We start from the raw sequence: 20,874 nt of genomic DNA, 5'->3' as shown, positions 1-20,874 counted from the left end.
TCTCCTTTTCGGGGGTTTGCACAACCTTCCGTGCGGGGTTGTGAGGACGCGCACGGCGAAACCGCGCGCAGATTTTGTCAGTAGCGAACCTCTTCAGAGCCATATTTCCCGGCGTGATCACGCCAGTCGACGAAGACGGAACGGTAATAGTAGCTGCCACATCCATTCGGGATGCTCAGGCCGGATGCGGCTGGCACCTGGCCCACGGTGGATCTTGTCCATCGGTAGTCGCCCTGCACGCCGTAGGACCCCAATCGCGTCGAGTCGCTGCGATTGCAGTCGCCATCTCGGTTTTCGTGCTGGCGGTACTGGATGTGATACACGCGAATGCTGCGCACGAAATCAAAGGCGTCGCCTGAGATGTCGATGTCGGCTTGCTCATCTGCTTGGACGCGAACAAGGGGGATCGGAGTCGATTCCTGCGGTTCGGGCGGATCGCGGAACGTGATGTCATAAAGGCGTTCCATAGGCGACATTGGACTGGGATCGTTGAGCGACACACCCATTGGGCACCGCCAGATTTGTAAGGGCGGCTCGATCGGCCATGGCGTGATCCGCCGAATGAAGACCGCTCTGGCATGCGCGCAGGGCGCGGAGGCAGGCCAGCCGCCCGCAAGGCAGAGAAGGATCGCACAGTCGACCTGATAGGCCCGTGCCGGTGCCGACGAGGCCATTAGTCCGAATATGCCTATTGCCGTGGCTGTTGCCACGCCGTGGATCACGTGCTTCATGATGCCGACTCCATCTATAATGGTGCAGCGATACGAAACAACATCAATGATAGCAAGGAGATTTGATTGATGATTGTGTGCGATTGTTCGCTTGTCTAGCTTGATGGCTTCCAAGAACTGACGTCGGTTCTGGCTGCTTCGGCGTCTTGAAAGTGGCCAGAATTGCGGACCTCATTCATGTTAACTTTCACTCAAATATCTGTAACCAAATACAAATATGGAATTTTCAATGCGGCCACGAAAGCGGTCATGGAAGAACAGACCGCATGAGCCCGTCACACGGGGAGTTGCAGCGCTCACGGTCTCGGGAATGGCAGAACGGAAAACTGTCTCGCCTGGTTCCCCGGCGGGAAGCCGGGCGCAGAAGGACGGGATGGAGCAACGAGCCTATGTTGGGACCGAACATGAGCTTGAAGGTCTATGTCAGTATCTGATACGATTGAGTATGGATAGGAGAGTCTGATGCCAAACGTCCACCTGACCGAACCGATGCAGAAATATGTGCAGGCGCAGATTGATTCAGGCGCTTACGCCAATCTGAGCGAAGTCGTGCGCGCCGGCGTCAGGATGCTGATGGAGCGGGATGGAGCCCGGCAGTTCTATGCGCTCAAGGCCGACCTCGAGGAGGCCGCCATCCTGGCCGAAAATGGGGACTTCGCCGAGTTCGATGCCCATGCTTTCGAACCGGATGCGTTTGATCGCTGACCCGCATGACTATTCGACTTTCCGGTCGGGCCAGGGCCGACCTTGAAGAGATCCGTGCCTACACCGTCGAGACCTGGGGTAGGGATCAATGGCTCGTCTATTACCGCCAGTTGGTCACCGCTTTCGAGCGGATCACCGGGGATCCCGATCGGGGTCGGGACAGGAGTCTCTTTGTTCCGGGGATGCGATCCGTCAACTGCCAGCGTCACGTGATCTTCTACAAGCGGCTCGATGCGACGGATGGTGCGGCAGTCATCCTGCGCATCGTGCACCAGCGACGCAACATGCCCGCGCTCGTCTACTACGAGGATCTCGACGGCGGCTAAGCCATGCGTTTCCTCAATCCAATAGCTCGACCAACCTTCCATAGTCCTCACTGACCTCGCGCGCCTCCTGAAACGCGCGTTGGCGCTCGGCATCAAGGCAACGGAAGTATTCCTGGATTTCGGCGATGTAGCCCTCAAAATCAGAACGCAGCAGATCGGCGTAGGTACGCATGTCTTCTTGCGACTGAGGCAAGAACGGTCGTTCGGAAGGTACGCAGTGTGCTGCCGCGGCTATCGGCATGCTTCCAAGCAGGAACGCGAACAGCAACGGTCCGTTGCGCGCAATAAACAAGCGCAGGGCAAAACTCCTTTGCCGCCTTTAAGATTATCATTCTGTCGGCTATCACCGTTATCGGAGCAAGGCGAACTTCGTCAACACGTTATTATTGTCTTGCTATCATTAATGTTGTTTTGTATCGCTCACGGTGTTGCGACCCCGTGGGCCTGATACTGCACCCAGGCAGAACAAGGACCCAAGGGAAGGCCATGATAGAAGAAGCCCCGAATGTGGTTACAGAAGACGGACTGCGCGGCTTGCTCGCCGAGGGCTACCTCATTGAGGTGGTCTGCAAGGAGAGAGCAGAGAAGCGCCATAACAGTTGGTACGGCTCGTGGGTCATCCGCGCCGTCGCCACTGATGGGCGTGACGATAAGATGCTCGTCACCAGCCGAAGCGTCCTCAAGCTCCGCGACTTCAAAACCATCGTTGGCCTTGTCAGTTTCCTGGCCGACATGGGCTGTACGACCGCTAGCATCCCACTTGAAGAAGGTGGCCGCGAGCGCCACGCCGCGCCTCCGGTCAAAGGCAGCTGACCGCGCGACTGCGCTCGTCGTTGCTTTGGGTACAGGCGTTTGTTCCGCGCCCCCGGCCCTGGCCGACGGTTTCATCTTTTCGGTTGGCCCAGACGGCCAATTGATTTCCTCTTCTCAAGAGACAAACGGGCGCCTTTTTCTCTTCGCAGAACCTCGCGTTCCTGACCCAACGAGCGAGACAGCGATCCCGGCTCGATCCGCCGCCCGCGCCACCCCAGAAATCCTCCATGCGATCGAGACCACGGCGCTACGGTATGCCGGGCATGGTGCGCTGCGTCGCGCGGGGCTTTCCGTCACTGATTGGGCGCTCCTTTACCGAGCCAACATTGAAGTCGAGAGCGCATACAATCCGGCTGCACGTAGCCCTGTCGGGGCCATAGGCCTCGGGCAGCTTATGCCGGATACTGCCCGCGACCTCGGCGTGGACCCACATGACATTGCGCAGAACCTCGACGGATCAGCCCGCTACTTGCTGATGATGCTCGACCAGTTCGGTGAGGGCTCTCTGGCCCTTGCAGCGTACAACGCTGGCCCTGAGGCGGTCACACGCCACGGCGGCATCCCCCCTTTTCGAGAAACCCAAGGGCATGTGGCCCGTGTGACTGCCGTGTTTGAGCGGCTCAGAGGAGATCTTTCATGACATCGAGGAAACGTCAAAGCGTGCTCCGCACGCGGGCGATCACCGCGCTCGGCGCGATGGCCCTTATCGTGCTGGCGGGTCCAGCGCTTGCACAGAGCATCGACCTCTCGCCGGTACAGACCCTGCTTCAAGGAATTGTCGATGCGATCACCGGTCCCTTGGGGATCGTGATTGGCACGCTCGCACTGATCGGGGTGTTCCTTTCCTGGCTCTTTGGCATCCTCGACTTCCGTCAGGCGCTCTGGGTCGTGGTTGCAATCGCGGGCATCGCCGCAGCACCCACCATCGTCGCCGCCATCTGGACCACCTGAGCAATCCCGGAGTTCTTGGCCATGGCTGACCAGTCCCGCGTGTTCATCGGCCTTCTCAGGCCACCCAAGCTGATGGGCTTGCCGATCATGTACGCCATGGTCTGGCTCTTCGGCTCGACGCTTCTGTTCCTCTGGGTGCAGAGCTGGGTGGTGGCTGTTTTCGCGGGGCTGGCCTGGCCGGCGCTCTGGAAGGCCGCGGACTGGGATCCGAACTTCCTCGATGTCCTGGTGATCACCCTGCAGGAAACCCCGCCCACGACGAACCGCAAGCTGCACGGAGGCGACAGCTATGCCCCGTGATGGAATTGCCGATGAGGTTGAGAACGCCATCGATCCGCTGACCGCGCTACCCGCATGGGTCAAGGGCGAGAAGCGGCTCTCAATGATGCTGCCTTATGTGAGCCTCGTGAACGACCGAACGATCCGGACACGCGGCAACGAACTGATGCAGTGCATCCGCCTCGAAGGGGTGAACAGCACCACGAGCGAGGACGCCCACCTCGACCGGATCGGTGCGCTGCTGGCTGGCATCGTCGCGCAGGTCGGGACCGAGTTCTCCTTCTACCTGCACAAGGTCTCGAAAGCGGTCGACGTGACCCTGCCGCCCATTCCGGGTGAGGGGTTTTCTGCCGCCGTCGACAAACGATGGCACGCGCATCTCGGCCGCGCGGGCTTGCGCGACAAGACGCTGACCCTGACGGTGCTGAAGCGACCTGAGACCGGCAGCCGCTTGCCGTTAGGACTTGGGGCGTCTCGCTCGCGACATGCGGCCGACACCACCCGCCGCTTGCGCAAGCTCGACGAGGTGGTGGGGTTTCTGCTGTCCTCCTTCGACGAGTTGAAGCCCCGCTTGATGGCCGCCAGCAGCGGCAAGCTTCTGGGCTTCCTCGGTTCACTCAACACAGGCGAGGAGCACCCGCTCTTCCCCCGGTCGCGCCTCGGTGTGATCGCCGAGGACGTCGCAAATACCCGCGTCACCTTCCGCGGCACGACCATCGCACTCTCGGACGGTGCCGTCGGCGACAAGCTCGGGGCGATCTTTGCGGTGAAGAACTACCCCGCCAAGACCGATAGCCTGATGCTCGACGAGTTGAACTTGCCCGTCGACATGGTGGTCACGCACTCTTTTGTGCCGATCAACGCCAACATCATGGCGGGCCGGATCAAGCGGCAGCTGCGGCTAATGCAGGCCGCCAATGACGGAGCCGTCAGTCTCGCCCAGGAACTGGAACTCGCGCAGGACGATCTGGAATCCAAACGCCTGATCTTCGGCGAGCACCACATGACCGTGGCCGTCTATGCCCGCACCCAGACGGCGCTTGACGATATCGCGGCCGAAATCCGCAACATCTCCGCCACTTCCGGGATCAACCTGATCTCGGAAGCCTTCGGGGCGCGGGCGCATTTCATGGCGCAGCATCCCGGGAACACAGGGGCGCGCAGCCGCAAGGCCGCAATCACGAACCACAACTTCGCCGATCTCGCTACCTTCCACCGCACCCCGCTCGGAAAGACAGGGCGGGAAGTCCCCTGGGGCGTGCCGATCACGCTCTTTCCGACACCCGAGCGCAGTGGTTTTCGCTTCAACTTCCACGAACAGGGCGCGCCGGATCGCGAGCCCACGGGAGGCCACACGCTGATCCTCGGCCGTCCCGGCTCCGGCAAATCCGTCCTGGCGGCTTTCCTGATGACCATGGCACGGCGGGCAGGTGCGCGAGTCTTCGTATTCGACTATCGCGCGGGCATGGAGATGGCCGTCCGCGCGCTCGGCGGCAGCTATTCGACCGTGCGGGCGGGGCGCCCCACGGGCCTCAATCCGCTCCAGACCGAGATCGACGTGCGGGGCCAGGCATGGCTTGCTGATTGGCTCGCGAGCCTCTTGGAGCGGCGCGATCGACCGCTAACCCCGGTTCAGACCAACCGATTGCAGGAAGTCGTGCGCCAGAACGCGAGCGCAGGACATGCTACCTTGCGAAACTGGTCGGATTTCGCCTCGCTGCTGGTCTCGACCGATGACGAGGGCGATCTCTTCGAGCGTATGCAGGAATGGACGGCCGAGGGTCGCTACGGCTGGATCTTCGGGGCCAATGCCGAGGACAGTTTCAGCATCGATGGAGACGTCGCGGGCTTTGACCTCACCGGCATCCTCGATTCCGAGAGCGAGCGGGAACGCATGGCGGTCCTGTCCTACCTCTTCCGCCGGGTCGAGCGGGTGATCGAGGACCGCAAGCCCACCATCATCGTCATCGACGAGGCATGGAAAGCCCTCGACAACGCCTACTTCGCGGAGCGACTCAGCAACTGGCTGGTGACCGCCCGCAAGCAGAACGCCGTCGTCGTGATGATGACGCAATATGCCAGCCAGCTCGAGCGCACGCGCACCGGCAAGACCATCGTGGAAGCGGTGCCGACGCAGGTGCTCTTGCCCAACATTCGTGCTTCCGCCGCTGACTACTCGATGCTCGGCCTGACCGAGAAAGAGCTCGACGTGCTTCTAGGCGTCGGCTCGGCCTCGCGGCTCGCGCTTGTACGCGACGACCGTGGTTCCGTCGTGATCGATGCCGATCTCAGCGCGCTCGGCCCGCTCGTGACCATCCTTGGCGGAATGGAGAAGGGCGAAGCGCTTGTCGGCGCCGATTATCGCGAACGTCCTGATTTCTGGAGAGTGACATGACCCGTATCATCATTCGCAGCGTCGTGCTGCTCGGGCTCGGCCTGACCCTGACAGCCTGTGCGCAGCATAACCCCCCGCAAGCCAACTGCTTCAATTTTCGCGAGGCTCCTGCGCAGGCAGGAACCGCCACCGCCACGATCTCGACCATGGGGGCGGAGGTCACGCGCCGCGACACGGCCTGCGATTTCGTCCTCTTGGGGGCGGGCGGCTGAGCCAATGCGGACCTGGCTTCCTCTCTCGATGATCGGCTTTGCACTGGCAGGTCCCACGGCGGGGCCAGCGGTCGCCCAAGGCGTACCGACCTTCGATCTGCGCCTCTTCGCAGAGCGGCAGGCCATCCTTGAGCAGACCGATCGGGACCTGGCACTGCAGCAGGTCCGGCTAAGCCGAGAGGAGGAACTGGCCGAAATCGAGCGCCAGCAACTCGCCTCCCTCGAAGGGCTGATGGATGCCATGTCGCTTGGCGCTGGAGACGTGGCCGGAACCGTGGCGGGGCTCGAGGCGGGGCAGGGGGCGGTCGACGACGTCGAAAGCGCGGCCGCCAGTCTTTATGCGCCCGAGGACACCAATCCAGCGGCAGCGCGGATGTTCGGCGATGCCAGGGAGGGGATCGAGGAGCTGATCATCCGCGCAGCACGCGACACCCATAGTCTGTCCGGGGTCGCCCGTGCGGGCCTTTCGCTTGTGCAATGGCGCTGTCTCTTGCAGGCGCTGATCTGGCAGGAAAGCCGTTTCCAGATCGGGGCACGCTCACCCGTGGGGGCCTTCGGACTTACCCAGATCATGCCCGGTACCGCGGGCGATCTCGGGATCTACCCGGCCTATTACGACGATCCCTATCTGCAGGTCACCGGCGGTGCGCGATACCTCGCACAAATGCTGAACATGTTCGATGGCAACATTATCCATGCGCTCGCCGCCTATAACGCCGGGCCGGGCAATGTGCAGGATTATGGCGGTGTGCCACCCTTCGCGGAAACCCAGCATTATGTCGCGGTGATCCCGCAGCAGTACAACAGCTACCTCGCGGCCGTAGGCGGCATCGATGCGCTCGGCACCATCGACCCTGTGCTCCTCGCCAACGCGAGTTTCAGCCTCTCGGCCCACGGCGCAGGGGTCTATGGCGACTATTCGCTGGTCTCGGTCCGTGCCGCCGCGCTGCGGGTTCAGGACATCATCACCCGCATTGGTGAGACCGAGGATCTCCACGAGGCCATCGCGCTCAACACCTATGCCCGGGCCGAACTGGCCCGGCTGGTCGCAATCCGGACCCGGATCAAGGCCGCCCGAACCGAGCCACTCAGCGCCGAGCAGATCGCCTTGGCGGCGGCCCAGGCTGCCGAGCGGCAATTCATGGATTTCAGTCAGGAGGATTTGCGTTGAACCTGCGCCTGCCCCGTTCCCTTTTCGCCGGTAGCATCGCTCTCGCGCTTGCCCTCAATGTCACCGGACCTGTCGCGGCACAGGGTGTGCCCACGGTGGACACTCAGAACATTGCCCAGGAAATCCGCCAGCTTCAGCAGATGTTGCAGGATTTCGGGATCCAGACCGATCTTCTGGACAATGCGTTGGAGCAACTGGACATGCTGCAAAGCCAGCTCGATCAGCTGAACGAGATGTATGCCTCGCTCACCGGGCCGCGCAGCATCCTCGGGCTTGCCATGGGCGGGGACCTCGACACCTTGCTTGAGGCCAACTTCGAAGACATCCCCGGCCTGATCCGAGGCATCCAGGCGGGCGATTGGAGCGCGCTCATCGGGCCCAATGCCGGGCCCATGCGCACGCAGATGGAACAGGCGCTGGCAAGTGCCGGGTTCGACGAGGATTCTCTCCGCGAAATCGCCACCAGCGGCAATCCGGGCGCCGAAGGCGTGGCCACGCGGGCAACCACAGGTGCTGTGATGTCGGCGGCGGCGCAGAACAGCCACGCAGAGGCGGAACAGTCTCTCGAACGGGTGGAACGTCTGGTCGAGATGATCCCGGACATGGAAGATCTCAAAGCCTCGATGGATCATAACACACGCGTCACGGCGGAACTCGCCATCGCCATGACGCGGATGTGGGAGCTGGAAGCGATCCAAACCCTAGGCGCTGGTAATGCAGGCGTGGTTGACGCCGCCACCGTTGCTGAAGAACGCCGCTACATGGACTTCACCTTGCCGGATCTTGAGCCGTGAGTGGGGCAGGGGTGATGACTGCGCGCGAGCTCGTGGAAGAGGAACTTGTTTACGGTGCCCTGCGCCGGGAACAGCTTTGGCGGATGATCGGCATTTCCGGGGCAGGCTTTGGCGTATTCGGCTGTTTGACGGCTGCGGCTGTCGCGCTGATGGTCGAGACGCCGCCTCCCGTGGTTGTGCCCTACGATCCCGCGACCGGGATGGCGCTCCCCAATGCCACGGTTGAAACCGTTTCGCTTGCCGAACGACCTGCCGTGATCGAAGCACAAATCTATCGCTACATTCTCGACCGCGAGACTTACAACCAGCTCGACAACGATCTTCGTGTCCGCCGCGTCCTGGCACAGTCTTCCGGGTCGGCCGAGGCCGGCATGCGCGCGATGTGGACATCGGGTCAGGAGAGCTATCCGCCGACGCGATACGGGGCTGCGGCCGAGATGGCCGTTGAGATCGCATCGATCACTCTGATTGGCGAGAACCGCGCCCAGGTGCGGCTCAGAAAGCGCCTGACAAGCCCGCAAGGGGTACAGGATGGATCGTTCACCGCCACGTTGATGTTCGAATTCCGGCCGGAGCGGACCCGCGCGATCGACGATGTCTGGCAAAACCCTTTCGGTTTCACCGTTACCCAATATGCCATCCGATCGGACCGTTCCGAATGACTCGCACTCCAATCTCTGCGCTGCTGGCCGCCAGTATTCTCGCGTTCGCGGGAACGACTGCTTTGGCCGAAACTACGCCCCGCCCAGGTTCTCATGACAATCGCGTGCGCGTCGCGACCTGGACTGAAGGCCAGGTTTACCGTGTCGTCACGACTCTGACCCGCGTCACCACAGTCGAATTCGGTGAGGGTGAAACCATCCGCTCGATCATCGCCGGCGATACGGTCGGGTTTCAATTCGACGGTGTCCCGGGTGGCCGTGCCTTCGCCATCAAGCCGACAGCATCTGGCGTCGCCACCAACATCACCGTCTACACCAACCGCCGCTCCTACTACTTCCATGTCGTCGAAGCCCGGGAAACGCCGCATTATGTCGTGCAGTTCCGCTATCCTGAAAACCGAGTGCAACCCACCAGGGCGGTTGCGGCCGATGCGCCGAACGCGAACTATGCGGTCAGTGCCCGAGAAGAGTTCACGCCGACGGCCATCTGGGATGATGGTACCTTCACGTATTTCCGGTTCGCACGGAATGCGCCGGTGCCCGCCATCTTCCGATATTCGAACGGCAGGGAACGCGCGGTGAACAGCCAGGCCTTGAGTGACGGCGTCATCCGCGTGTCCGGCGTCAACCGACAATGGGTCCTTCGCCTTGGCGAAGAGGTGATTTGCGTCCAGGACGCAGGACAGGCCACATCATGACCGCAGGTACGGAAGACCTCGCCGCGCGCCTCGCGGCTCTCGAAGGCTCGACAGGCAAAGCGAAGGCCAACAAGCGGCCTGCGCCGCTTGCCGCGATCCTTGGGGTCGTCGGCATCGCGGCAGCAGGCGGTCTGGCGTGGGCCGCCCTGCAGCCGTCGGCAGAAGCGCCAATGGCGACCGCCGCGCCGGAGGAGTTCCAGAGCAGCGGCCCCGGATTCGGAGATCTGGCGCCGATTTCTGCCCCGGAGCCCAGCCAAGCCCCGCCTGCGGACACAGGTCCGAGCGAGTCGGAACTCGCGCTGATGGAAAGTCTTGCGACATTGAGAGCGGAACTCGAGGAACTGCGCGCAAGACCGGCCGAGGCCGCGGATAGCGGGGCGGAGCAGGCGATTGCGGACCTGACGGCGCAAATTGCCACCTTACAGGAAGCATCCGCCGAGGCTCAGCGTGCCCTCGAGCGGCAGCTGACCGAGCGGGACCGCGAATTGGATCAGCTCCGCATGGACTTGGAACTTGCACGGCTTGCACCACCAGAGCCGACCTCATTGGGACCAAGTGAAGAAGAATTGCGGCTGGCCGAACTCGAAAGGCGGCGCGCAGCCGAAGCTGAGGCCCGCGCAGAGCGTATCGCGTCTCCTATGATCGCGTTCTCCGGGATGGGCGCGGGTGCGGATAGGGAGAACACGCTGGAAGCCGCACGTTTGAATGCAGATGAAGCCTTTGTTCGTTCGGGCGCACAACCTGCGCAGGTGACACGTGCCGAAGTGATCGCGAACCCATCGAACACGGTTGTTCAGGGCACCATGATTCAGGCTGTGACAGAGACGGCCCTCGACAGCACACTGCCCGGCGCGATCCGCGCCATCGTCTCGGAAGACGTCCATTCTTTCGATGGAACGCGTATCCTGATCCCGCGCGGCGCGCGGCTGATCGGGCGCTACCGCTCCGATGTCGCACTCGCCCAATCGCGCGTCATGGTGGCATGGGACCGGATCATCTTGCCCGATAATCAGACCGTGCAGATCAGCGCCTTCGGTGGAGACGAACTCGGCCGTACTGGCACCACCGGGTTTGTCGACACCCGTTTCGCGCAACGCTTCGGCTCCGCCGCGCTGATCTCCTTGATCGGCGCCCTGCCTGCGGCTGCAGCGGGTCAAATCGACAGCGAGGCGGCGGCCGATGTTGCGAGCGATGTCAGCACGGATCTGCGCGATAGCACGCAAAGCGTGATGCAGGACTATCTGGCGATCCGGCCAGTGATACATGTCGATCAGGGTACACGGATCACGGTCATGGTTGATCGTGACCTCGAGATTTTCTGACATGGCTGCAAGTTATCTGGAAGCGTCGCTCGACCGTTTCGGCCCCGAGGTCCTGCGCGACGACACGATCGAGATCTGCATCAATCCCGACGGACAAGTCTGGGGCGAATTCCAGGGCGATCACTTCATGCGAGGTCTCGGCAGCCCGCTGAGCCAGACCGAGATCAAGGACCTCGGCAACCAGATCGCCTCCGCCGCCTCGACCACGCTCAGCACGAAGAAGCCCATTGTCTCGGTCTCGATCCTATATCGAGATCGCCCGATCCGCGCGCAGGTGATCCAGCCGCCGGCAGTCGAGGGCGGGTTCTCCATCTCACTTCGGCTCTTCTCCTCCCTGCCTCTGGAGGCCATCAAGCTTGGCTTCCTTTATGGCAAGGAGCGCAGCCTCGAAGGCCTGCGCCGTGAACGGAATGCCGCGCTGCGCGATGTGGTGGCCTCCGGCGATATCGACGCCGCCCTGCGGTTCTGCGTCGAGAACAAGCTCAACATGATCGTCTCGGGCGGCACCTCGACCGGCAAGACGGTCGCGGCGCGCAAGATCCTTTCGCTGATTCCGCCCGAAGAGCGGATCATCACCATCGAGGAGGCGGCCGAGCTGCGCCCCGAGCAGCCCAATGCCGTGACGTTGATCGCGGACCGGGACACGGATGCCCGCAGTGCCGATGTGCTCTTGGCCTCAACGCTTCGCATGCGACCCGACCGGATTGTCCTAGGCGAAGTCCGCGGTCGCGAGGCGATGACGTTTCTCGAGGCAATCAACACCGGCCACGGTGGATCGCTGACTACGCTGCATGCCGAGACCCCACAACTTGCTGTTCGCCGCCTCGCCATCGCCGCCCTGAAAACCGATGTGCCAATGACCTACGCCGACATGATCGATTATATTGAGGGCTCGATCGACGTGATCATTCAGGCAGGCCGCCATGAAGGCGCGCGCGGAATCACCGAGTTCTTCCTCCCAGGTCAAACCAGAGATTTGAACCTCGACATGGTCGACGGCAGAGGCAACAAGAGCCCCTCCGTTGCCGCTGAGTAAAAAAGGAACCCCCCAGATGCGAAAACCAATTCTCACACTCATGCTTGCCGCCTTGGCGGGCCCCCTTGTGGCGCAGACTTCGCCTCAGGTCTCAAACGATCTCACGGTCGATATGTCGCCTCAAAAGTACCGGATTTGCAACGATCGTCCGGCGCGCCCGACCTGGATGGACGAAATCAATCCGCGGGAAGCCTACAAGGTGCTGACGTTGATGCGTCTCTACGAGTTGCGGTCATGGGAGACGATCAACGAAAGTGGCGATTGCGGCTGTGATGTGCGCTTCCCGTCTTGGGATGCCGCTTCGAGCGAGTACGAGGAACAGTTCGCGAGCAACACCCAAGCGGAGCATACTCAAGCCCAATTGGCCCTCCGCAACGAACAGAACCAGATCGCCCGCGCCGTCCAGGATATCTGCGAAGCGCAAGGCAACTGGTAATGAGCATCGTCAGCTGGATGGTTGGAACCGCCGACGGCTTCCTGGCCGATGCGGCCGAGTCCCAGTTCGGGGCCGTGGCAAGCAATACCGGCACGATCGTCCTGCTGATGGTCACGCTTTCGCTGATCGGCGTCTGCATCAACATGGCATTCCAGTTCCGCAGCATCGATGGGGCAAGTTTCTTCTGGTACCTGATCAAGCTGATGCTGATAGGGGTCTTCGCTTTCAACTGGGCCAACTTCAACGCTGTCGCAAATGCAGTCATTGGTGGGCTCGACTATGTGGCGGGCGCACTGATTTCATCAGTCGGGGGCGGCGGGGCGGGCGCTACCTATTTCGCAGCCGAATTCGACCGACTGATTACAGAGTTCAGCCAATACCTTAACGCTATCGGCAACAACCTCAACTGGATGACCGGAGCGATCCTCGGCGGCATTGGTCTGGTGCTCCTCAGCCTTCTCGGCTTCATGACCGGCATCGTCCTCATATTCGCCAAGATGATGCTGACACTCATGCTTGGCCTCGCTCCGATCATGATCGCACTGTCGCTCTTTGACGCGACCAAAGATTTCTTCCACAGATGGGTCTCGACGACAGTCAGCTATGCCTTCTACCCCATCGTAATCGCAGCAATGTTCTCTACCGTCGTCGGCATGGCGAATTCGCTGCTCGCCCAGCTCGGTGATCCGAACTCGGCAACCAACATCGGATCGCTCGTGCCGTTCTTCGTCATGGTTTTCCTGGCCAAGGGGTTTGTGGCAGCAACACCCCTGATCGTTCGCGGCATCTCGGGAAACCTAATGGTTGCGGCGGCACCAGCGATCGTCAGCGGGTCCGCCGGGGTGCTACGAGGGCTGGCTAACACATCTGGTGTCCAGGGCAGGGCGCGGATCGGGGCGCTCACGACAGGTGAGGCAATTGGACGTGGGACTGTGCAGGCTCCTGCCGCGGTAAAGAGCGCTGCGGCGAAGGCGAGTGCGCAGGTGGTCAGGATGGCGGAGAGGGCAAAGCGATTGGGAAGATAGGCATAGAGTGAAATGATCCTTCAAGCTCATAGCCGGAAGGTCGTAGGTTAAAACCCTCCTCCCGTAAAAAATCTTTCTTTTATCAGCAGCTTATGCGCCACCCGCCGAGGCGGCGCTTGCGTTTGCAAGTCCCGTGGAAGCTAGGTGGTCCGAAGTTCATCCTAATTCTGCAAAACCTGCGACGTCAGCAATCCAGAAGCACCACTATAGGCACGACGAACAAACATCACTTCAGAACGGCAGCCCGTCATCGCCGTCGGATGCCAAAACGTCGTTGTGCCGCACAGAGGTTTCGACCACGGCGCCGCATCGCACTTCCAGAAGCAAGTCTCTTTCGTAGGTACTTCCATAGCCCATGTGGATATACTCGACCAACTCGCCTTGCGGGATACGCAATTGACCTGAGTACCATTGAGCGAAAATCTTGTCGGGGAAAGCGGGAAAGATCATTGCCGTTGTCGCCTTGGTTCCGTCTTCGAGCCATGCCTCAAGGCCGGTCAGATACAGCCGGTCATCCACGATTTCCCAACTGCCGATATACCGGCGCCAAAGGGCCGTGCTGGAGCGTCGGAAACACGGTCTGATACCGCCCTTCGAAAAATAGTCTTCCAGAGGTTCGGTGCACATCGCGAGCTCCTCGCCTTGGTAGATGATCTTCTCTGGGAATTGGGCGGTCACTTGCGTCTCCTTTTCAGGGTACTTGTAATAGCATCTGTGTTAATCGAATGCCTCTTGGGATCTGAATCTTGCTTCCCGCTTGCACGAGATCAGTCTTAGGTCATGTTGACAAATGGCGAATCCAGAGACGGATCGACGTGATGTCAATGAAGCCGAGGAAGCTTTCCGCGGTTTTGTCGTAGCGGGTCGCGACACGCCTGGCGTTTTTGAGTTTGTTGAAGCAGCGTTCGACCAGATTACGCAGGCGATACAGGGAGCGATCGACACCAATCCGCTTCTTGCGAGACTTGCGCATCGGTATCACGGGCAGGACGTTGCGCCCCTCCATGCCGTCTCTGATCTTGTCTGCATCGTAGCCGCGATCCGCGAGCAGCACACTCGGGCGGGGCAGATTATCCGCCATCACCAGATCGAAGCCGAGATAGTCTGACGTCTGGCCTGGCGTAATCTCTGTCCTCATGGGAAGCCCGTGTGCATTGACGAGGAGGTGGATCTTGGTCGTAAAGCCACCTCGAGAACGGCCGAAACCCTGTCGCGGAGTCCCCCTTTAGCGCCCGCTGCCTGATGGTGGGCGCGGATCACGGTGCTGTCGATCATCTGCAGGGCACTTGGCACGGATCCGCTCTGGTTCAGGGCCTCCATGATGTCCTCCCAGAGCCCTGCCAACGTCCAGCGCCGGAATTGCCGATAGACGCTCGACCATTTGCCGAACTCCCCGGGAAGATCGCGCCATGGTGCCCCGGTTCGGGCAATCCAGAAAATTCCATCAAGAACGAGGCGGTGGTTGGTGGGTTTGCGCCCGTTCGGGGCGCGGACAGCGAAGATGAAGCGCTCAAAGAACGCCCATTCCTCGTCCGACATAAGGGCTCGTGCCAAACTGGCCTCCATCGCAGATGCCAGCTTGAATCATGATCAAAGCCCGATGTGAATCCCTTTTGTCAACACGTCCTAGCCAAGATCGGCATCCCACCCACCACGTTTTACCGGTGGTATGATCGCTTCGTCGAACATGGGCCCGAGGGGTTGGAGGACAGGCCATCTTCCCCTTCCCGGGTCTGGAACCGCATCCCCGATGCGGTTCGGGATCGGATCGTGGCGCTGGCGCTTGAGGAGCCCGAGCTGTCGCCGCGCGAACTGGCGGTCCGGTTCACTGACACAGAAAAGTATTTTGTCTCAGAGGCTTCTGTCTACCGGCTGCTCAAATCGCACGACCTCATCACCAGCCCGGCCTACATCGTCATCAAGGCGGCCGATGAGTTCAAAGACAAGACTGCGGCGCCAAACCAGATGTGGCAGACTGACTTCACCTATCTGAAAGTCGTCGGCTGGGGCTGGTTCTACCTGTCCACGATCCTCGACGACTACTCCCGTTATGTCATCGGCTGGAAGCTATGCGGCAACATGCGGGCCGTGGATGTCACCGACACGCTCGACATCGCTTTGGCAGCGTCAGGCTGCGACAGCGCCAAGGTTCTGCACAACCCCAGCTGACGTCTACTTTGGTCGCGGTGAAACCATCTTGGCTGAAAGGAGGCGCATCAAACAGCAGACCATCCAAAACCGCCGCTTGAACCACCAGCGTCAAGTGGCATAGTCTGAAACCGATGAGCCCAAGCCATCCGCTACAAAATCAGCGCGGCTGTTCCAAATCATTCGACGACGGACAACGGCTAAGACCATGTTTGGAGGTGCCAGATGACCCCGCGCGCGACCATCATCGGCCTGTTCGGCTCGTCCTTTCCGGTCTGGATCTTTGCGGCGCTGGCCGGGGTCGGTGTGGCGCTGATCCTGCGCGAGATCCTCGTGCTGACTGGCCTGTCGCGGCATCTGCCAGCCGCCGCCGTCTTCTATCCCGCCGTGGCCCTCTTGGCCGGTATCGGCATGAATTACCTCTGGATCGGGAGCTATGGATGAGCGCCGCGCAGGACGAGCCCAAGCCGCAGGTCACCGCTCCGGTGCCGGAGGCAAATGCCACAGCTGATAGCAAGGGTGTTGCCGGCACTGCACTTCCGGACCCCGTGGAGCACCCGCCCGAGGTCAGTGCCGGTCCTGCCGTATCGACGGATCAGGATGATGGCCGGGCTTCGCCGTCTCAATCGGCGGAGGTCACGCCGTCACGGTCGGAGACGCCTTCGCCAGTTCCGCGCCCCTGGGTCGGCGCTATCCTTCGCCTTGTGGTCCTCGTGACGGCTCTCGCCGCCGCCGCTGCCGCCGTCTGGGCATGGCGGCAATCGGCCAGCCACCCCTCGACCGATGCCGCTGAGATCAGTGCCCCGGTCACCGGCATTTCCGCCATCGTGCCCGGTCTGGTGATCGAGGTCGCCGTCAGCGAAAGCGCCAGGGTCGCCGCAGGTGATCTGCTGTTCCGCATCGACCCCGAGCCCTATCAACTGGAACTCGATCAGGCGCGCGCGGCATTGGCCGCGGCAGAGTCCGAGCTGCGGCAGGGCGAGGGCAATCTGGCGCTGCAACAATCCAACGCCGATGTCGCCAACAGCCAGATCGAGCGCGCCACCGCCAATCTGGAACTGGCGCAGCAGACCTTGAACCGGCTCGAACCCTTGCTGGCGCAGGGCTATGTCACTGCGCAAGAGGTCGATGCCGCGCGGACCGCCTTGCGCGATGCCACGGTCACCTTGGCGCAGTCGCAAAGCCATGCGCAGGGGACAGACGCCTTTGTCGGCACGCTGGACACCCGCCGCGCACAGGTCGATGTCGCCCGCGCCTCGGTTGCTTTGGCCGAGCGCAACCTGCGCAGTACCGAGGTGCGTGCCCCGACCGACGGTGTGCTGGCGGGGATGACGCTCACGGCGGGCGAATTCGTGGTCTCGGGCGTCACGCTGTTCTCGCTGATCGACGACAGCCATTGGCGGGTAAGCGCCTTGTTCCGCGAAACCGACCTGCCGAACATCCGCATCGGCGACCGGGCGCGGGTGTTCCTGCTGGCCGCGCCGGATCTGATGATCGAGGGCGTGGTCGGTGGCATCGGCTGGGGCGTGCGGTCCTCGGAAGAGGCGCAGCTTTTGGGCCTGCCCTTGGTCGCCAGCAAGCTGGACTGGGTGCGCGCCGCCCGCCGCTTTCCGGTCGAGATCGAGCTGGAGCATCCGCCGGAAGGGCTGGTGCGGCTGGGCGCTTCGGTCTCGGTCCGCATCATCGGGCCAGAGGAAGGCGCCGTCGGGGAAAGCGGCACCGGCCAATGAGCGTTGCCACCGCCATTGCCCCTGCCATCACCACCCCGCCCGAGACATTCGCAGAACGCATCGCGCGCGAGGATCGGGCGGATCGGCTGCGCGGGGCATTGACCCTGACCGGGCTGGTGATGGTGACGGTGTTTCTCGCCATGGCGATGCGGGTGCCCGAGGCGGCGCTCTCCTGCTATATCCTGTTCTTCGCCCACCGCGACAACGCAGGTGACAGCATCATGACCGCTGTCCGGCTGAGCGCCGCCGCGACTTTGGCGATCCTCCTGGCGATCCCCCTCTTGAATGCGGTGATGGGCGATCCTATGCTGCGGCTGGCCGCCATCGCCGGCTTTGCCTTTCTCGGCATGTTCCTGTCGCAGGCCAGCCGGCTTGGTCCCCTGGCGGCGACGGCGGGATTTGTCTTTGCCTTCATGCTGACGCTGGTCGATCTGATCCCGGTGCCAGAACTCATGTCGCAGGCGATGCGCTGGATGTGGGTGGTGCTGGTCCTGCCACTGGGGCTGATGGCGGTCTGGGCAGCTTTGGCCGGTGTCCGGCCCGAAGTGCTGTTGCGCCGCCAGATCGCACGGCGAGAGGCCGCCAGTGACGTGCCCCATACGCCCGAGGCGCAGAGGCTTCTGGACGAGGGGCTGGCGCGCAGCGACGAGTGGTTGAAGTTCGCCCGCATCCTTGGCGCGGCACGGGGGCCGATGCCGAGGCTCTCGCCCGCGCCGATGACGACAGCTACTTCCGGCTGGCTCTGGCCGAGGCGGGTGCCGTTCCCCGCGCATCCTCCGGGTCGTCAGCGCCCGAGAAGGCGCCGCTCTTCCGGGCAGATGCCTTCAGCGATCCGCGCCACCTGCGCTTCGCACTGAAGTGCCTTGTCGCCGTCCTGATCACCTATGGCTTTTACGCGGCCTTCAACCTCTTTTCGATCCATACGGCGATGATCACTGTGTTCTATGTGGCCCTCGGCTCGCGCGGCGAGACGCATCACCGGCTGGCCCTGCGGCTGATCGGTTGCCTGATCGGCGCGGTCGCCGGAATTCTGGTGATGACGCTTTTGATGCCGTGGATGACCGATATCGGCCATTTGCTGATCGTCACCGGCGCCGTCACCTTCGTCGCAGCCTGGATCGCCTTGGGCGGCGAGCGGGTGTCCTATGCCGGATGGCAGATGGCGCTTTGCTTCTATCTGGTAGTGCTGGCCGGGTTCTCACCCCCGGCGAGTATCGACGCGAGCCTGAGCCGGATCATCGGCATCCTGTTCGGCAGCGCGGTTGTCTGGTTTGTCTTCACCGCACTTTGGCCGGTCCATGCGCGCGATGATGCGCAGGCGGCTTTGGCGGAATTGTCTGCGGCCCTCGCATCAAACCCGCCCGCCACCAATGGCCGTGAAGTGGCGCGGCTGCGCGAACCTCTGGCCCGCGCGCGGCGACTGGCCGGGCTGGCCGTCCTTGAGCGGCAACCGGGGCTGGCGCAGGAACTTGCCGAGGCCACGGCTCAGCTGTACTTTTATCTCAGACAGAGCCACGCGAAAGAGGACGATCATGTCCAAGCCGCATAATGCCCTTCTGGCCTGCGGGCTGGTCATGCTGACAGCCTGCGCGCCGCCGGATACCGCGTCGCTGGCCCCGGCCTCGCCTGATGCGCCGCCGCCGGGGCAGAGCGGGTTCCTGCTAGCCCCGGACAGCCGGGTCATGGCCGATGCCGCGCCGCGCCCAAGCGCGCAGCCCGGCCAGACCTATGCCTTGGCGACATTGATCGATATGGCGCAGCGCAACAATCCCGAGACCCGCGCCGCATGGGAGCGGACGCGGCAGGCCGCCGCCGCGGTCGGGCTGGTCGAGGCGAGCTATCTGCCGCAGATCTCGGCGCAGATCCTCACCGGCTGGCAGCGTGCCGAAGGGGCGGGGATCGAGGACGGGCTGGGGCTTTTGCCGCAGGGCAATGTCACCGGCGATATCGGAGTGACCACGGCATCGGTCTCGGTCCGCTGGCTTTTGTTCGACTTTGGCCGCCGCGATGCTGCCCGCGCCGGGGCCGAAGAGCTGTCCTTTGCCGCCAATGTCGCCTTCACCGGCGTGCATCAACTTCTGATCCACAATGTCACGCAGGCCTATTACGACCTGCAGGCGGCGCAGGCGCGCGAGGGCATCCAGCGCGCCCGTCTGAGCGCCGCGCACGAGATCGCCGCCATGGCGCAGGCGCGGCGCGCGCAGGAGCTGGCGACCGTCACCGAAGAGGCGCAGGCCGGGCAACTGGTCTCGCAGGCGCGCTTTGACCTGACCCGCGCCGAGGCGGAAACCGCCGCCGCCAACGTCCGGCTGGCCACCCTGACCGGACTGTCGCCCGCGACACGCATCGGCATCAATCCGAGCGACACGCTGGCCCTGCCCGCGCGGCCCCCGGCCGAGCTGAACCGCTTCCTTGCCGATACGCTCTCGCGCCGCCCCGATCTGCAGGCCGCCTTTGCCCGCGCCCGCGCCAGCGAGGCGAATGTGGCCTTGGTCGAGGCTTCGTTCCGGCCGCAGATCGTCGCCAGCGCCGCGCTCGGCCATCGCTGGACCTCGGGCCAACTGAGCGATGACCGGGTGCCGGTCGGGCTGGACCATGCCAGCGACCGCGATTTCGGCGGGGTCTTTGTCGGCGTGAACATCCCGATCTGGGACGGCAATGCCCGCGCCATGCGGCTTAAGGCGGCGCAGGCCGACCACAATGCCGCTCTGGCGCAGGCCGAATACCTGCGCAGCAGCGCAGAGGGTGAAATCATAGCCGCCTATGAGGCGCTGAAGGCGGCTTTGGCCGCCAATCAGGCGGCGGGTGATCTGGTCCGCACCTCGCGTGTGACCTATGACTCCGCACGCTCGATGGCCGATCAGGGGTTGCTGACAGTGCGCGAGGTCGATACGGCGCTGCGCCTGCTCTATGATGCGCAGATCGCCGAGGTCGAGGCGCGTCATGCCATCCGATCATCGGCCGCGATGCTGGCCTTTGCCAGCGGCCAGATCGCGGGAGGTTGAGGCGGCCTAGCTGTCTGCGACCATATCGGCAGGGCGCCAACCCGGCGGTTTGTCAGGGTCGGCGAGGTCCAACACCAAGTTCAGGTGATTGCGGTCAGGCTCTTGCCGCAGCTCGAGCGGGTCGGGGGCAAGGGCTGCAAGAGATTCGGCCTGCGTCTGGCAAGGCGCGGTTTCAGCCACACCACGGCTGATGAACAGCTTGGCCCTTTGACATGGCTTACATAGAGCTGCGATCAAAGCGTGGCGTCGTTATGCTTCATCATGAGCTGCTGCCGGTTTCGTGGACATCGGGTTAAGCTAGCATAGCGCGGGCTTCGAACTCCATGGGGCTGATGTAGCCTAGGTCATGTTGACAAATGGCGAATCCAGAGACGGATCGACGTGATGTCAATGAAGCCGAGGAAGCTTTCCGCGGTTTTGTCGTAGCGGGTCGCG

General features: G+C 62.6%; 25 protein-coding genes and 2 pseudogenes. 22 read left to right on the top strand and 5 right to left on the bottom strand.

All coding sequences use genetic code 11. The features are described 5' to 3' along the window. Positions 1-77 precede the first annotated feature (77 nt). Positions 78-731 carry a hypothetical protein gene (locus tag B9A11_RS17125; RefSeq protein WP_234988884.1) on the bottom strand — a complete coding sequence of 218 codons (654 nt, stop codon included), beginning with the start codon at positions 729-731 and terminating at the stop codon, positions 78-80. Between the two features lie 462 nt (positions 732-1,193). On the opposite strand from B9A11_RS17125, the gene B9A11_RS17120 reads away from it, so the two are divergent. After that, positions 1,194-1,436: a type II toxin-antitoxin system ParD family antitoxin gene (locus B9A11_RS17120; protein ID WP_058249017.1), complete on the top strand. Its 243-nt coding sequence runs from the start codon at positions 1,194-1,196 to the stop codon at positions 1,434-1,436. 5 nt (positions 1,437-1,441) lie between these two features. After that, the gene (locus B9A11_RS17115) at positions 1,442-1,762 is read left to right on the top strand and encodes a type II toxin-antitoxin system RelE/ParE family toxin (protein ID WP_058249016.1); all 321 of its coding nucleotides are present in this window, start codon (positions 1,442-1,444) and stop codon (positions 1,760-1,762) included. Positions 1,763-1,775: 13 nt separating this feature from the next. Here the strand turns inward: B9A11_RS17115 and B9A11_RS17110 are convergent, their stop codons facing one another. Further along, the gene (locus B9A11_RS17110; protein WP_370736547.1) at positions 1,776-1,934 is read right to left on the bottom strand and encodes a hypothetical protein; all 159 of its coding nucleotides are present in this window, start codon (positions 1,932-1,934) and stop codon (positions 1,776-1,778) included. 314 nt (positions 1,935-2,248) lie between these two features. Here B9A11_RS17110 and B9A11_RS17105 point away from each other — a divergent pair, with 314 nt between their 5' ends. The 14 genes from B9A11_RS17105 to B9A11_RS17040 are packed head-to-tail and all read left to right on the top strand — an operon-like array spanning position 2,249 to position 13,556. Beyond that, a complete protein-coding gene (locus B9A11_RS17105; protein ID WP_010138156.1) occupies positions 2,249-2,575 on the top strand; it encodes a hypothetical protein in 327 nt (108 codons plus the stop codon). Further along, positions 2,532-3,215: a lytic transglycosylase domain-containing protein gene (locus B9A11_RS17100; RefSeq protein WP_058249015.1), complete on the top strand. Its 684-nt coding sequence runs from the start codon at positions 2,532-2,534 to the stop codon at positions 3,213-3,215. Before B9A11_RS17105 ends, B9A11_RS17100 begins: the two co-directional genes overlap by 44 nt. After that, positions 3,212-3,526 (top strand): TrbC/VirB2 family protein, encoded by a 315-nt coding sequence (locus B9A11_RS17095; protein ID WP_058249014.1) that lies wholly within the window; start codon positions 3,212-3,214, stop codon positions 3,524-3,526. The genes B9A11_RS17100 and B9A11_RS17095 overlap by 4 nt, the downstream gene beginning before the upstream one ends. A 21-nt stretch (positions 3,527-3,547) precedes the next feature. Beyond that, positions 3,548-3,826, top strand: a complete 279-nt coding sequence (locus tag B9A11_RS17090; protein ID WP_009574151.1) for a VirB3 family type IV secretion system protein — start codon at positions 3,548-3,550, stop codon at positions 3,824-3,826. Beyond that, the gene (locus tag B9A11_RS17085) at positions 3,816-6,200 is read left to right on the top strand and encodes a VirB4 family type IV secretion/conjugal transfer ATPase (protein ID WP_058249013.1); all 2,385 of its coding nucleotides are present in this window, start codon (positions 3,816-3,818) and stop codon (positions 6,198-6,200) included. The genes B9A11_RS17090 and B9A11_RS17085 overlap by 11 nt, the downstream gene beginning before the upstream one ends. Continuing rightward, positions 6,197-6,412 carry a hypothetical protein gene (locus B9A11_RS17080; RefSeq protein WP_058249012.1) on the top strand — a complete coding sequence of 72 codons (216 nt, stop codon included), beginning with the start codon at positions 6,197-6,199 and terminating at the stop codon, positions 6,410-6,412. The genes B9A11_RS17085 and B9A11_RS17080 overlap by 4 nt, the downstream gene beginning before the upstream one ends. 4 nt (positions 6,413-6,416) lie before the next feature. Further along, positions 6,417-7,583 (top strand): lytic transglycosylase domain-containing protein, encoded by a 1,167-nt coding sequence (locus tag B9A11_RS17075; protein WP_058249011.1) that lies wholly within the window; start codon positions 6,417-6,419, stop codon positions 7,581-7,583. Continuing rightward, entirely contained in the window at positions 7,580-8,377 is a 798-nt protein-coding gene (locus B9A11_RS17070; RefSeq protein ID WP_028095516.1) for a type IV secretion system protein, read from the top strand. The genes B9A11_RS17075 and B9A11_RS17070 overlap by 4 nt, the downstream gene beginning before the upstream one ends. 14 nt (positions 8,378-8,391) lie before the next feature. Next, positions 8,392-9,039: a VirB8 family type IV secretion system protein gene (locus B9A11_RS17065; RefSeq protein ID WP_058249010.1), complete on the top strand. Its 648-nt coding sequence runs from the start codon at positions 8,392-8,394 to the stop codon at positions 9,037-9,039. Further along, positions 9,036-9,737, top strand: coding sequence for a TrbG/VirB9 family P-type conjugative transfer protein (locus tag B9A11_RS17060; protein ID WP_009574160.1), 702 nt, complete (start codon positions 9,036-9,038; stop codon positions 9,735-9,737). Before B9A11_RS17065 ends, B9A11_RS17060 begins: the two co-directional genes overlap by 4 nt. Further along, a complete protein-coding gene (locus tag B9A11_RS17055; protein WP_058249009.1) occupies positions 9,734-11,059 on the top strand; it encodes a TraB/TrbI/VirB10 family type IV secretion system protein in 1,326 nt (441 codons plus the stop codon). The genes B9A11_RS17060 and B9A11_RS17055 overlap by 4 nt, the downstream gene beginning before the upstream one ends. Position 11,060: 1 nt before the next feature. Continuing rightward, positions 11,061-12,095, top strand: a complete 1,035-nt coding sequence (locus B9A11_RS17050; protein WP_058249008.1) for an ATPase, T2SS/T4P/T4SS family — start codon at positions 11,061-11,063, stop codon at positions 12,093-12,095. 16 nt (positions 12,096-12,111) lie between these two features. Beyond that, a complete protein-coding gene (locus B9A11_RS17045; protein ID WP_058249007.1) occupies positions 12,112-12,531 on the top strand; it encodes a hypothetical protein in 420 nt (139 codons plus the stop codon). Then, the gene (locus B9A11_RS17040; protein ID WP_058249006.1) at positions 12,531-13,556 is read left to right on the top strand and encodes a TrbL/VirB6 family protein; all 1,026 of its coding nucleotides are present in this window, start codon (positions 12,531-12,533) and stop codon (positions 13,554-13,556) included. The genes B9A11_RS17045 and B9A11_RS17040 overlap by 1 nt, the downstream gene beginning before the upstream one ends. A gap of 231 nt (positions 13,557-13,787) precedes the next feature. On the opposite strand, the gene B9A11_RS17035 is transcribed toward B9A11_RS17040, so the two are convergent. Beyond that, entirely contained in the window at positions 13,788-14,234 is a 447-nt protein-coding gene (locus tag B9A11_RS17035; RefSeq protein WP_058249005.1) for a hypothetical protein, read from the bottom strand. A 100-nt stretch (positions 14,235-14,334) separates the two neighbouring features. Continuing rightward, positions 14,335-15,122, bottom strand: a protein-coding gene (locus tag B9A11_RS17030; protein WP_128491010.1) for an IS5 family transposase whose coding sequence is annotated in 2 segments (ribosomal slippage) — positions 14,335-14,783 and positions 14,783-15,122 — 789 coding nt in all. Because the reading frame shifts where the segments join, the coding sequence is not laid out codon by codon here. A gap of 66 nt (positions 15,123-15,188) precedes the next feature. Here B9A11_RS17030 and B9A11_RS17025 point away from each other — a divergent pair. From B9A11_RS17025 to B9A11_RS17005, 6 genes and pseudogenes are all read left to right on the top strand, one after another. Further along, positions 15,189-15,719, top strand: a pseudogene (locus tag B9A11_RS17025) (helix-turn-helix domain-containing protein); the annotation flags it as partial. A gap of 210 nt (positions 15,720-15,929) precedes the next feature. Next, positions 15,930-16,148: a hypothetical protein gene (locus tag B9A11_RS21205; protein ID WP_058249588.1), complete on the top strand. Its 219-nt coding sequence runs from the start codon at positions 15,930-15,932 to the stop codon at positions 16,146-16,148. After that, a complete protein-coding gene (locus B9A11_RS17020; protein ID WP_058249587.1) occupies positions 16,145-17,434 on the top strand; it encodes an HlyD family efflux transporter periplasmic adaptor subunit in 1,290 nt (429 codons plus the stop codon). The genes B9A11_RS21205 and B9A11_RS17020 overlap by 4 nt, the downstream gene beginning before the upstream one ends. Continuing rightward, entirely contained in the window at positions 17,431-18,291 is an 861-nt protein-coding gene (locus tag B9A11_RS22620; protein ID WP_058249586.1) for a hypothetical protein, read from the top strand. Before B9A11_RS17020 ends, B9A11_RS22620 begins: the two co-directional genes overlap by 4 nt. Beyond that, the gene (locus tag B9A11_RS17010; RefSeq protein ID WP_370736554.1) at positions 18,177-18,983 is read left to right on the top strand and encodes an FUSC family protein; all 807 of its coding nucleotides are present in this window, start codon (positions 18,177-18,179) and stop codon (positions 18,981-18,983) included. Before B9A11_RS22620 ends, B9A11_RS17010 begins: the two co-directional genes overlap by 115 nt. Continuing rightward, on the top strand, positions 18,967-20,439 hold the full coding sequence (locus B9A11_RS17005) for a TolC family protein (protein ID WP_058249584.1): 1,473 nt from the start codon (positions 18,967-18,969) through the stop codon (positions 20,437-20,439). Before B9A11_RS17010 ends, B9A11_RS17005 begins: the two co-directional genes overlap by 17 nt. 344 nt (positions 20,440-20,783) lie before the next feature. Here the strand turns inward: B9A11_RS17005 and B9A11_RS21200 are convergent. After that, positions 20,784-20,874 (bottom strand): annotated as a pseudogene (locus B9A11_RS21200) (IS5/IS1182 family transposase); the annotation flags it as partial.

This window comes from Tropicibacter naphthalenivorans, from assembly GCF_900176475.1.
In the GTDB taxonomy this organism is placed as follows: Bacteria; Pseudomonadota; Alphaproteobacteria; order Rhodobacterales; family Rhodobacteraceae; genus Tropicibacter; species Tropicibacter naphthalenivorans.
The sequence above is the reverse complement of the archived record's forward strand: the minus strand, read 5'-3'. Positions and strand labels throughout refer to the sequence as shown.

Excerpts from the sequence above, each read along its gene's own strand:
- B9A11_RS17125 (WP_234988884.1), bottom strand. The coding sequence starts at position 731 with ATGAAGCACGTGATCCACGGCGTGGCAACAGCCACGGCAATAGGCATA.
- B9A11_RS17120 (WP_058249017.1), top strand. The coding sequence starts at position 1,194 with ATGCCAAACGTCCACCTGACCGAACCGATGCAGAAATATGTGCAGGCG.
- B9A11_RS17115 (WP_058249016.1), top strand. The coding sequence starts at position 1,442 with ATGACTATTCGACTTTCCGGTCGGGCCAGGGCCGACCTTGAAGAGATC.
- B9A11_RS17110 (WP_370736547.1), bottom strand. The coding sequence starts at position 1,934 with ATGCGTACCTACGCCGATCTGCTGCGTTCTGATTTTGAGGGCTACATC.
- B9A11_RS17105 (WP_010138156.1), top strand. The coding sequence starts at position 2,249 with ATGATAGAAGAAGCCCCGAATGTGGTTACAGAAGACGGACTGCGCGGC.
- B9A11_RS17095 (WP_058249014.1), top strand. The coding sequence starts at position 3,212 with ATGACATCGAGGAAACGTCAAAGCGTGCTCCGCACGCGGGCGATCACC.
- B9A11_RS17090 (WP_009574151.1), top strand. The coding sequence starts at position 3,548 with ATGGCTGACCAGTCCCGCGTGTTCATCGGCCTTCTCAGGCCACCCAAG.
- B9A11_RS17085 (WP_058249013.1), top strand. The coding sequence starts at position 3,816 with ATGCCCCGTGATGGAATTGCCGATGAGGTTGAGAACGCCATCGATCCG.
- B9A11_RS17080 (WP_058249012.1), top strand. The coding sequence starts at position 6,197 with ATGACCCGTATCATCATTCGCAGCGTCGTGCTGCTCGGGCTCGGCCTG.
- B9A11_RS17075 (WP_058249011.1), top strand. The coding sequence starts at position 6,417 with ATGCGGACCTGGCTTCCTCTCTCGATGATCGGCTTTGCACTGGCAGGT.
- B9A11_RS17065 (WP_058249010.1), top strand. The coding sequence starts at position 8,392 with ATGACTGCGCGCGAGCTCGTGGAAGAGGAACTTGTTTACGGTGCCCTG.
- B9A11_RS17060 (WP_009574160.1), top strand. The coding sequence starts at position 9,036 with ATGACTCGCACTCCAATCTCTGCGCTGCTGGCCGCCAGTATTCTCGCG.
- B9A11_RS17055 (WP_058249009.1), top strand. The coding sequence starts at position 9,734 with ATGACCGCAGGTACGGAAGACCTCGCCGCGCGCCTCGCGGCTCTCGAA.
- B9A11_RS17050 (WP_058249008.1), top strand. The coding sequence starts at position 11,061 with ATGGCTGCAAGTTATCTGGAAGCGTCGCTCGACCGTTTCGGCCCCGAG.
- B9A11_RS17045 (WP_058249007.1), top strand. The coding sequence starts at position 12,112 with ATGCGAAAACCAATTCTCACACTCATGCTTGCCGCCTTGGCGGGCCCC.
- B9A11_RS17040 (WP_058249006.1), top strand. The coding sequence starts at position 12,531 with ATGAGCATCGTCAGCTGGATGGTTGGAACCGCCGACGGCTTCCTGGCC.
- B9A11_RS21205 (WP_058249588.1), top strand. The coding sequence starts at position 15,930 with ATGACCCCGCGCGCGACCATCATCGGCCTGTTCGGCTCGTCCTTTCCG.
- B9A11_RS17020 (WP_058249587.1), top strand. The coding sequence starts at position 16,145 with ATGAGCGCCGCGCAGGACGAGCCCAAGCCGCAGGTCACCGCTCCGGTG.
- B9A11_RS22620 (WP_058249586.1), top strand. The coding sequence starts at position 17,431 with ATGAGCGTTGCCACCGCCATTGCCCCTGCCATCACCACCCCGCCCGAG.
- B9A11_RS17005 (WP_058249584.1), top strand. The coding sequence starts at position 18,967 with ATGTCCAAGCCGCATAATGCCCTTCTGGCCTGCGGGCTGGTCATGCTG.